The following is a 7854-nucleotide window of genomic DNA, read 5'->3' as shown; positions in this document are numbered from 1 at the left end:
CATGTTGCAGAGATATCGCAACAATATGCCTATGATCTTCTTATGGTGAAGGATGGCAGCTCCTTTGTGGGAGATCCGCAGATCAATGAAAATTATTTTGTTTTTGGAAAAAAAATATTAGCTCCCTGTAATGCAAGGGTGGTGGAGGTGATAGACGGTGTGCCAGATAATGTGCCGGGAACTGTGAATACAGCACAAATAACCGGCAATACCATAGTATTACAAACCGATTTAGACGAATACATACTTTTTGCTCATTTAATGCAGGGCTCAATTCTGGTAGAAGAGGGGCAGGAAGTAAGTCAGGGAGATACGTTGGCCCTTTGCGGAAATTCTGGCAATACAACCGAACCACATTTGCATCTCAGCTTGCAGAATACTGTAGATATGGAGGAAGCAACAGGTGCAAAACTCTTTTTTGATCAGATAACGGTCAATGGAGAAATAAAAACTGATTATCTTCCAGTAAAAGAAGATTTTATTAGAAATTTGGAGTAACCAATACATTACAAAAAGTAGAACACATGATATTAGAAATGAAAGTTCCCTCTCCAGGAGAATCCATTACCGAAGTAGAGATCGCACAATGGTTGGTCGCGGATGGAGATTATGTGGAAAAAGACCAGGCCATTGCCGAAGTAGATTCGGATAAGGCTACCCTGGAATTACCTGCGGAAGAAAGTGGTATTATTACCCTTAAGGCCGAAGAAGGCGATGCTGTTGGCGTAGGGGAAGTAGTTTGCCTTATAGACACAAGTGCGTCCAGGCCGGCAGGGGATGATAAAGTAAAATCTTCAGCAGCTAAGGAAACTGCCACAGCACCTACCTCCGAAAAGAAAACAGCCCCGGCAACAGATACCAAGCCAACAGAGACTGCCAAAACCTATGCCAGTGGTTCTCCTTCTCCTGCGGCCCGCAAGATTTTGGAAGAAAAAGAAATCGCTGCTTCGGCCGTAAAGGGTACCGGTAGGGATGGACGTATCACCAAGGAAGATGCAATGAATGCAGTGCCATCCATGGGATCACCAACAGGAGGGAAAAGAGGTGAAACAAGAACAAAACTTTCCATGCTGCGTCGTAAAGTGGCAGAACGCCTGGTAGCTGCAAAGAATGAAACGGCTATGCTTACCACTTTTAACGAGGTAGACATGTCTGCTATTTTTGAATTGAGGAGTAGCTACAAAGAGACTTTTAAGGAAAAGCACGACGTAAGCCTCGGCTTTATGTCTTTCTTTACAAAGGCCGTGATACGCGCATTACAACTTTTCCCTGCCGTAAATTCAATGATCGATGGGAAAGATATGATCACGTATGACTTCTGTGACATCAGTATAGCGGTCTCAGGCCCCAAAGGATTAATGGTCCCTATTATCAGAAATGCTGAGAACCTCACCTTCAGAGGCATAGAGGCCGAAGTAAAACGCCTGGCTATAAGAGCCCGTGAAGGCCAGATTACGGTTGATGAAATGACCGGAGGTACCTTTACAATTTCCAATGGAGGGGTATTTGGGTCCATGCTGTCTACGCCAATCATTAATCCGCCTCAAAGCGGAATATTGGGGATGCATAATATTGTGGAAAGGCCTGTTGTAAAGGATGGTGTTGTGGCCATAGCGCCCATTATGTATTTGGCACTTTCTTATGACCACAGGATCATTGATGGAAAGGAGTCTGTTAGCTTTTTGGTAGCAGTAAAAGAGGCCCTGGAGAATCCTGTGGAACATCTTATGGATGGAAATGTCGAAAAGGCGTTGGAATTATAGCCTTCTAATAAGGATTATTTCTTCTTTTTAAGATAAAGAGTTGTGGTTCTGTAATCTATTACAGCTTTTCCTTTTTGCAACACATCAGCACCTATGATCCCATCTACGGGGAGGGCTTCATGCGAGGTTAGGGCTTCGTTTATATGTTCCAGGTTAAAGAGAATGATCTTTAGTTTCTTTTGCTTCCAATCACCAAGAGTAAGGGCATTTTTAGTTGAAAGCTGGGTTTCCATATTACTGGCCCCCGCCCCTGCGGCTTTCACCTCGGATTCCTTTGAAACCAGATGAAAATTCGCAATTTTATCGAGGCCCACGCATGAATTGGAAGCCCCGGTGTCCAATATAAATCGGCCACTTACACCATTGATACTGGCATTTACTTCCAGGTGTTGCGTAGCCGTAAGTGTTAAGGGGATGGCAATATATTTTTTCTTTTTTAAATACTTTTTTAGTGACCCCATCTGGCTGAATTTTGATAAAGATAATCCTATTTTTGTTCCATGCTTATAACAGATACACATACACATCTATACAGTGAGGCTTTTGATGAGGACCGGGAACTGGTGATCAAGAAAGGGATTGACCTGGGAATAGAACGCTTTTTTATCCCAGCCATAGATTCGAGCTATACGGCGGCTATGCTTTCTTTGGAAAAGGAATTTCCGGAGAATGTGTTTTTGATGATGGGGCTGCACCCAACGCATGTAAAGGATAATTATCTCGAGGAATTAGCACACGTGGAAGCCATGCTTCAACAAAGGGCGTTTTATGCGATAGGTGAAATTGGGATCGATCTTTACTGGGACAAGACCTATTTGAAGCAACAACAAGATGCGTTTAAAAAACAAATCGCGCTAGCCAGGCAGTACAGCCTGCCTATAGTTATCCATTGTCGCGATTCTTTTGATGAGATCTTTGAAGTACTGGAAGATGAAAAGGACAGTAAGGTATATGGAATATTTCACTGTTTTACCGGTTCCATAGAACAGGCTAAAAAGGCAATAGATCTGAATATGAAATTGGGAATTGGAGGAGTGGTGACCTTTAAAAATGGGAAAATAGATACCTTCCTGAATAAGATCTCTCCGGAACATATCGTAATAGAGACCGATGCACCGTATTTATCACCAGTGCCCTACCGTGGGAAACGAAATGAACCGGTCTATCTTATGGAGGTATTAAATAAACTTTCGGATATTTACCAACTGCCTGCAGAAGAGATTGCCAGGATTACTACGGCGAACGCTGCAAAGGTATTTGGGATCTGAGGGAGATCATAGAGAGGGGTTTAGAAATTAAAGTTTACATCATTGAGAAATAAGCAAAGCAAGATCTTGCTCATCTACACAGGCGGCACCATAGGAATGGTGAAGGAATATCAATCTGGTGTTTTAAAAGCCTTCGATTTTAAGAAAGTAGTAGACAATATTCCTGAGTTAGGGCAACTAGACTGCGCCATAGACAGCGTTTCCTTTAAAAAACCGATTGATTCCTCCAATATGAACCCAACTCATTGGGTCTCTATGGCCACCTTAATAGAAAAGAACTATGCGGCCTATGATGGATTTGTGATCTTGCACGGGAGCGATACAATGAGTTATTCCTCTTCTGCCCTTAGTTATTTGCTCGAAAACCTTGCAAAACCAGTAATTTTCACCGGCTCTCAACTGCCTATCGGGGATTTGCGAACCGATGCCAAAGAAAACCTCATAACCTCCATTCAGATCGCGGCACTTAAAGAGAAAGGACAGTCTGTTATCCGGGAAGTAGGTCTTTATTTTGAAAACAAACTATTCAGGGCCAATAGAACCACCAAGATAAATGCAGAGCAATTTGAGGCCTTTGCTTCCTTAAATTACCCAATCCTGGCAGAATCCGGGGTACACCTTAAGGTGTATCACGAAAATCTATGGAGGCCTGTCAAAAACAAGCCGTTAAAAGTGCACACCGCTTTAGATGACCGGGTAGCAATCCTAAAATTATTTCCAGGACTTAACAGGGAACTGCTTACGGGTGTATTAAATATTCCCGGACTAAAAGCACTGGTACTGGAAACCTACGGAGCAGGGAATGCACCCACAGATGCCTGGTTGCTATCCGATCTGAAGAAAGCCATAGAGAAAGGACTGTATATTGTGAACGTTACTCAATGTTCAGGAGGCAGTGTTATCATGGGGCGTTACGAGACCAGCAGGGAGTTAGAGCGTATGTCCCTGATCAACGGAAGAGACATTACTACCGAAGCAGCCATCACCAAACTTATGTATCTCCTGGGGAGCCAGGTTTCAGGAAAGTCGTTCGGGACAATTTTCGAAACCTCATTACGCGGTGAAATGACCTAAAATTAACTCCTCAAAATTTTAGTAACTAAGTTTTTTTTTGTTTCTTACCCGCCCTTTAAAAAAGGGTTTTAGAGAGGTGGCCGAGTGGTCGAAGGCGCACGCCTGGAAAGTGTGTATACACCAAAAGTGTATCGAGGGTTCGAATCCCTTCCTCTCTGCAAATGTTGAAGGTTTTTCCAAACAGCTTGGCACAAAAATTAGGAATTCTAATTTTTCCAGTTATATTTGTCAAGTTGGCAATTATGGGTTGTTTATATGGCCCATACGGCAAAACTTTTAATTTTTAATTGTATATTTTTTATATCTTTAACCTTATTAACTAACTAAATTTAAGTTGAACAAAATGAAAAGATTATTCTCGATCCTGGTTATGACCGGGCTATTTGTCCTAAGCACAAATACGGTAAGCGCAAAAGCGAATGCAATGGTTTCTAATCTGTCTGCTACAGTTTCTACGGCTGTTATGACGATACAGGACTCTCCAGCGGAAGAAATGGCAGCAGATGCTGAGAAAGGTTTTACTCAAGTTTTAAAAGAACAATTCATCCAAGGGGGTGCAGGCTTTATGGGAATTGTACTTCTATGTTTGATCTTGGGTCTTGCAGTGGCTATTGAAAGAATCATTTATTTAAACATGGCCAGCACCAATACTAGTAAGTTAAAGCAACAAGTGGAAGATGCTTTGGCCTCTGGAGGTATTGAAGCTGCTAAAGAAGTTTGCCGAAATACCAAAGGCCCTGTGGCATCTATCTATTATCAAGGATTGGACAGAGCCGGGGAAGGTGTAGAATCTGCTGAGAAAGCGGTTGTAGCCTACGGAGGTGTTCAAATGGGACAGTTAGAGAAAAACGTATCTTGGTTAACACTCTTTATCGCAATTGCTCCTATGCTTGGATTCATGGGAACGGTAATTGGTATGATCCAGGCCTTCCAGAAAATTAGTGCGGTAGGTAACCTAAGTGCCTCTTTGATCGCAGGTGATATTCAGGTGGCATTATTAACAACGGTTTTTGGTCTTATTACGGCTATCATCCTTCAAGTTTTCTATAACTATATCATCGCTAAGATTGATAGTATAGTAAATGACATGGAAGACTCTTCGATCACTTTGATCGATATGTTGGTAGACCACAAAAAATAATAAGATCCTAAAAGCAAAATATTATGAATAAAATTGTAAAAATAGCCTTAGTTGTATTGGGTCTTATATCCGCTGTGCTCTGGTATTTTCTGCCTGGCTCTGAAGTGCCGGCAGGAGAAGCGGCAGAGAGCGCTGCTATAAGTGGCATGTTCACTATTACCTTTATTCTTTTAGGAATAGCGGTAGCAGTAAGTTTGGTATTTACCCTGATGAACCTGTTTACCAATCCTCAGAGCTTAAAGAAAACGTTGATCGTTCTGGGATCGTTTTTGGTTGTGCTGGTTTTCTCCTACCTGTTAGCTTCAGGTACAGATGTAAATCTGGATGAGATGGCAAACAGAGGGATCGCCACTACAGAAACAACCGTGAAAAGGATAGGAACAGGACTCAATTTGTTCTTTTTCCTGGTAGCTATTGCCATTGGTGCAATGCTTATAGGAGGAGTTAAAAAGATGACTAACAAATAAATTAAACAGTATGTCTAGAAGAGGAGGACCACCAGAAGTAAATGCCGGCTCTATGGCAGATATTGCCTTTCTATTGCTAATCTTTTTCCTGGTAACTACTACCATTGAAACAGATGCAGGTCTAGACAGGATGTTGCCACCAATAGATCCACCAGAGGATATCGATGTTGTAATTAAACAGAAGAATATCTTTACTGTGAACATCAACAAGAGCGGTCAATTGCTCGTAGAAGAAGAACTGACCAATCTAAAAGATCTTCGTAAAAAGGCCATGGCCTTTTTAGACAATGGTGGAGATGGGACCTGTAATTATTGCAAAGGCAGAAAAGATGCAGCATCTTCTGACAACCCAAGCAAGGCGATCATTTCCTTAAAGAACGACAGGGAAACGAAATACGCTACCTATATAACCGTTCAGAACGAACTGGTAGGTGCCTATAACGAGCTTAGGAACAGAGAGGCGCAACGCCTTTACGGGAAAAATTTTACGGATATGGAAGCACAGTATTTAAATCCGGAAACTGCCTCTAGTATTCGGGATGACCTGAAGGAAAAGGTTCAGAAAATTCAGGAACTCTTCCCGCAGAAATTATCAGAGGCTGAAACGTCATCTTCTAAATAATACACCTTAGAAACAGCACATTATGTCTAAATTCACTAAGAAAAAAGGTTCAGAATTACCTCCGGTAAATACTGCTTCGTTGCCAGATATCGTCTTTATGTTATTGTTCTTCTTTATGACAGTAACCGTAATGAAAGACAGTTCACTGATGGTAGAGAATGTACTGCCAAATGCATCCGAGGTAAAAAAATTGGAAAAAAAGGATAGGGTTTTATATATCTATATTGGTACACCCACCAGAGACTATCAAAAAGTTTTTGGTACAGAACCAAGAATTCAATTAAATGATAAGTTTGCGCAGGTTAGTGAAGTTGGCGATTTTATACTTGCTGAAAGAGCTAAGAAGCCGCAGGAATTACAAAACGTGTTAACTACAGCCCTAAAGGTAGATAAGAATGCCAATATGGGATTAATTGCAGATATTAAACTGGAATTAAGAAAAGTGAATGCGTTAAAAATAAATTACACTACCTACGAAGGGGATGCCTTTAGGAACGTTCAATAGTAGGAAAACTCATTAAATTTAGTTAGGAAACGCTTCAATTTTTTGAGGCGTTTTTTTTATTGCTTTTTAGTCAAATATCCTACCTTTAAAAATATGAGATATGCCATTAAAATTGTCATAGTGCTTTTCTTTTTAAATGGGCCTATAAATGCTCAGGAAGAAGTTAAAGAGGTAGATTTTAACTATCTGGAAGACCAGTTTTATGTGGGCCTTACTTACAACTTTATACTCAATAAACCTGAAGGGATCAGGCAACAGAACTTGTCCTACGGTCTGCAATTTGGATTTATAAAGGACTTGCCACTAAATGCTGCCAGGACCTTTGCAATAGGATTGGGATTGGGGTATGCAGTAAACTCTTATTATACAAATTTAAAAATAGTAGAATTCGGTAATGATTTTCAATACAGTATCCTGGAAAGTGATCTGGGTGCGAAACGCAACAAACTGGAAACCCATTTAATAGAGATCCCTATTGAAATCAGATTTCGTAATTCTACCCCTACAGAATATAAATTTTGGCGCCTTTATCTGGGTGCCAAATTAGGATATGCCTTTGGTAACAGGTCTAAACTGGTTACGGATATAGGAAAGGATTCGTTTTATGTAACGGATGTTGAAAAATTCAGATACGGACTAATGGCCAATTTTGGATATAATACCTTTAATATCCATGTCTACTATGCTCTTAATAATCTATTTAAAAATGGATTAACGCTAGAGGATACTGGCCAGGATCTTAACTTTACGCCACTGCGAGTTGGACTTATTTTTTATATACTATAGGCGGAAGTCCTCCAATTATAGTTAAAGCCAGAATTTAATGGTTAATAGCTGAGACATCATCCCTACCAAAAAACCAATAAGTAACTCCGCTCTAGAATGTGCTTTTAGGAAAAGTCTTGCGGTGGCAACCACCCCAGAGAAAAAGAGTATAAAACTAATGGCGATCACAATGTTTCGTTCAAAATGAAAGCTTAAGGCAATAAGGAACATAAGGAGACTTCCCATTCC

Annotated in this window: 10 protein-coding genes, 1 tRNA gene and 1 pseudogene; 10 read left to right on the top strand and 2 right to left on the bottom strand. The window is 40.8% G+C overall.

The window, feature by feature from the left end; all coding sequences use genetic code 11:
- Together WBM49_RS11140 and odhB are read left to right on the top strand one after the other, a co-directional pair.
- Window positions 1-498 (top strand): M23 family metallopeptidase (locus WBM49_RS11140; protein ID WP_424372126.1); only part of this gene is annotated, 498 nt, incomplete at its 5' end.
- Window positions 499-524: 26 nt separating this feature from the next.
- The gene (odhB, locus tag WBM49_RS11135) at window positions 525-1763 is read left to right on the top strand and encodes a 2-oxoglutarate dehydrogenase complex dihydrolipoyllysine-residue succinyltransferase (RefSeq protein WP_424372125.1); all 1239 of its coding nucleotides are present in this window, start codon (window positions 525-527) and stop codon (window positions 1761-1763) included.
- A 14-nt stretch (window positions 1764-1777) separates the two neighbouring features.
- On the opposite strand, the gene WBM49_RS11130 is transcribed toward odhB, so the two are convergent.
- Window positions 1778-2224 carry a retropepsin-like aspartic protease gene (locus tag WBM49_RS11130; RefSeq protein WP_424372124.1) on the bottom strand — a complete coding sequence of 149 codons (447 nt, stop codon included), beginning with the start codon at window positions 2222-2224 and terminating at the stop codon, window positions 1778-1780.
- A 39-nt stretch (window positions 2225-2263) separates the two neighbouring features.
- On the opposite strand from WBM49_RS11130, the gene WBM49_RS11125 reads away from it, so the two are divergent.
- From WBM49_RS11125 to WBM49_RS11090, 8 genes are all read left to right on the top strand, one after another.
- The gene (locus WBM49_RS11125) at window positions 2264-3031 is read left to right on the top strand and encodes a TatD family hydrolase (RefSeq protein ID WP_424372123.1); all 768 of its coding nucleotides are present in this window, start codon (window positions 2264-2266) and stop codon (window positions 3029-3031) included.
- Between the two features lie 42 nt (window positions 3032-3073).
- Window positions 3074-4105, top strand: coding sequence for an asparaginase (locus WBM49_RS11120; protein WP_424372122.1), 1032 nt, complete (start codon window positions 3074-3076; stop codon window positions 4103-4105).
- A 70-nt stretch (window positions 4106-4175) separates the two neighbouring features.
- Window positions 4176-4263: transfer RNA gene (locus WBM49_RS11115), tRNA-Ser, on the top strand.
- 185 nt (window positions 4264-4448) lie between these two features.
- Window positions 4449-5246, top strand: a complete 798-nt coding sequence (locus tag WBM49_RS11110) for a MotA/TolQ/ExbB proton channel family protein (RefSeq protein WP_424372121.1) — start codon at window positions 4449-4451, stop codon at window positions 5244-5246.
- A gap of 23 nt (window positions 5247-5269) precedes the next feature.
- Window positions 5270-5713: a hypothetical protein gene (locus tag WBM49_RS11105; RefSeq protein ID WP_424372120.1), complete on the top strand. Its 444-nt coding sequence runs from the start codon at window positions 5270-5272 to the stop codon at window positions 5711-5713.
- 10 nt (window positions 5714-5723) lie between these two features.
- Window positions 5724-6335 (top strand): ExbD/TolR family protein, encoded by a 612-nt coding sequence (locus WBM49_RS11100; protein ID WP_424372119.1) that lies wholly within the window; start codon window positions 5724-5726, stop codon window positions 6333-6335.
- A 22-nt stretch (window positions 6336-6357) separates the two neighbouring features.
- Window positions 6358-6840 carry an ExbD/TolR family protein gene (locus tag WBM49_RS11095; RefSeq protein ID WP_424372118.1) on the top strand — a complete coding sequence of 161 codons (483 nt, stop codon included), beginning with the start codon at window positions 6358-6360 and terminating at the stop codon, window positions 6838-6840.
- A gap of 93 nt (window positions 6841-6933) precedes the next feature.
- Window positions 6934-7626, top strand: a complete 693-nt coding sequence (locus tag WBM49_RS11090) for a porin family protein (RefSeq protein ID WP_424372117.1) — start codon at window positions 6934-6936, stop codon at window positions 7624-7626.
- 21 nt (window positions 7627-7647) lie between these two features.
- Here WBM49_RS11090 and WBM49_RS11085 read toward each other — a convergent pair.
- A pseudogene (locus WBM49_RS11085) lies at window positions 7648-7854 on the bottom strand (hypothetical protein); the annotation flags it as partial.

Origin of the sequence: Muriicola sp., from assembly GCF_049669965.1 — a bacterium.
Classification (GTDB): domain Bacteria; phylum Bacteroidota; class Bacteroidia; order Flavobacteriales; family Flavobacteriaceae; genus Muriicola.
The sequence above is the reverse complement of the archived record's forward strand: the minus strand, read 5'-3'. Positions and strand labels throughout refer to the sequence as shown.

What these genes read in the sequence shown, in the direction of transcription:
- WBM49_RS11090 (WP_424372117.1), top strand. Translation starts at nt 6,934, where the DNA reads ATGAGATATGCCATTAAAATTGTCATAGTGCTTTTCTTTTTAAATGGG.
- WBM49_RS11100 (WP_424372119.1), top strand. Translation starts at nt 5,724, where the DNA reads ATGTCTAGAAGAGGAGGACCACCAGAAGTAAATGCCGGCTCTATGGCA.
- odhB (WP_424372125.1), top strand. Translation starts at nt 525, where the DNA reads ATGATATTAGAAATGAAAGTTCCCTCTCCAGGAGAATCCATTACCGAA.
- WBM49_RS11125 (WP_424372123.1), top strand. Translation starts at nt 2,264, where the DNA reads ATGCTTATAACAGATACACATACACATCTATACAGTGAGGCTTTTGAT.
- WBM49_RS11130 (WP_424372124.1), bottom strand. Translation starts at nt 2,224, where the DNA reads ATGGGGTCACTAAAAAAGTATTTAAAAAAGAAAAAATATATTGCCATC.
- WBM49_RS11095 (WP_424372118.1), top strand. Translation starts at nt 6,358, where the DNA reads ATGTCTAAATTCACTAAGAAAAAAGGTTCAGAATTACCTCCGGTAAAT.
- WBM49_RS11110 (WP_424372121.1), top strand. Translation starts at nt 4,449, where the DNA reads ATGAAAAGATTATTCTCGATCCTGGTTATGACCGGGCTATTTGTCCTA.
- WBM49_RS11105 (WP_424372120.1), top strand. Translation starts at nt 5,270, where the DNA reads ATGAATAAAATTGTAAAAATAGCCTTAGTTGTATTGGGTCTTATATCC.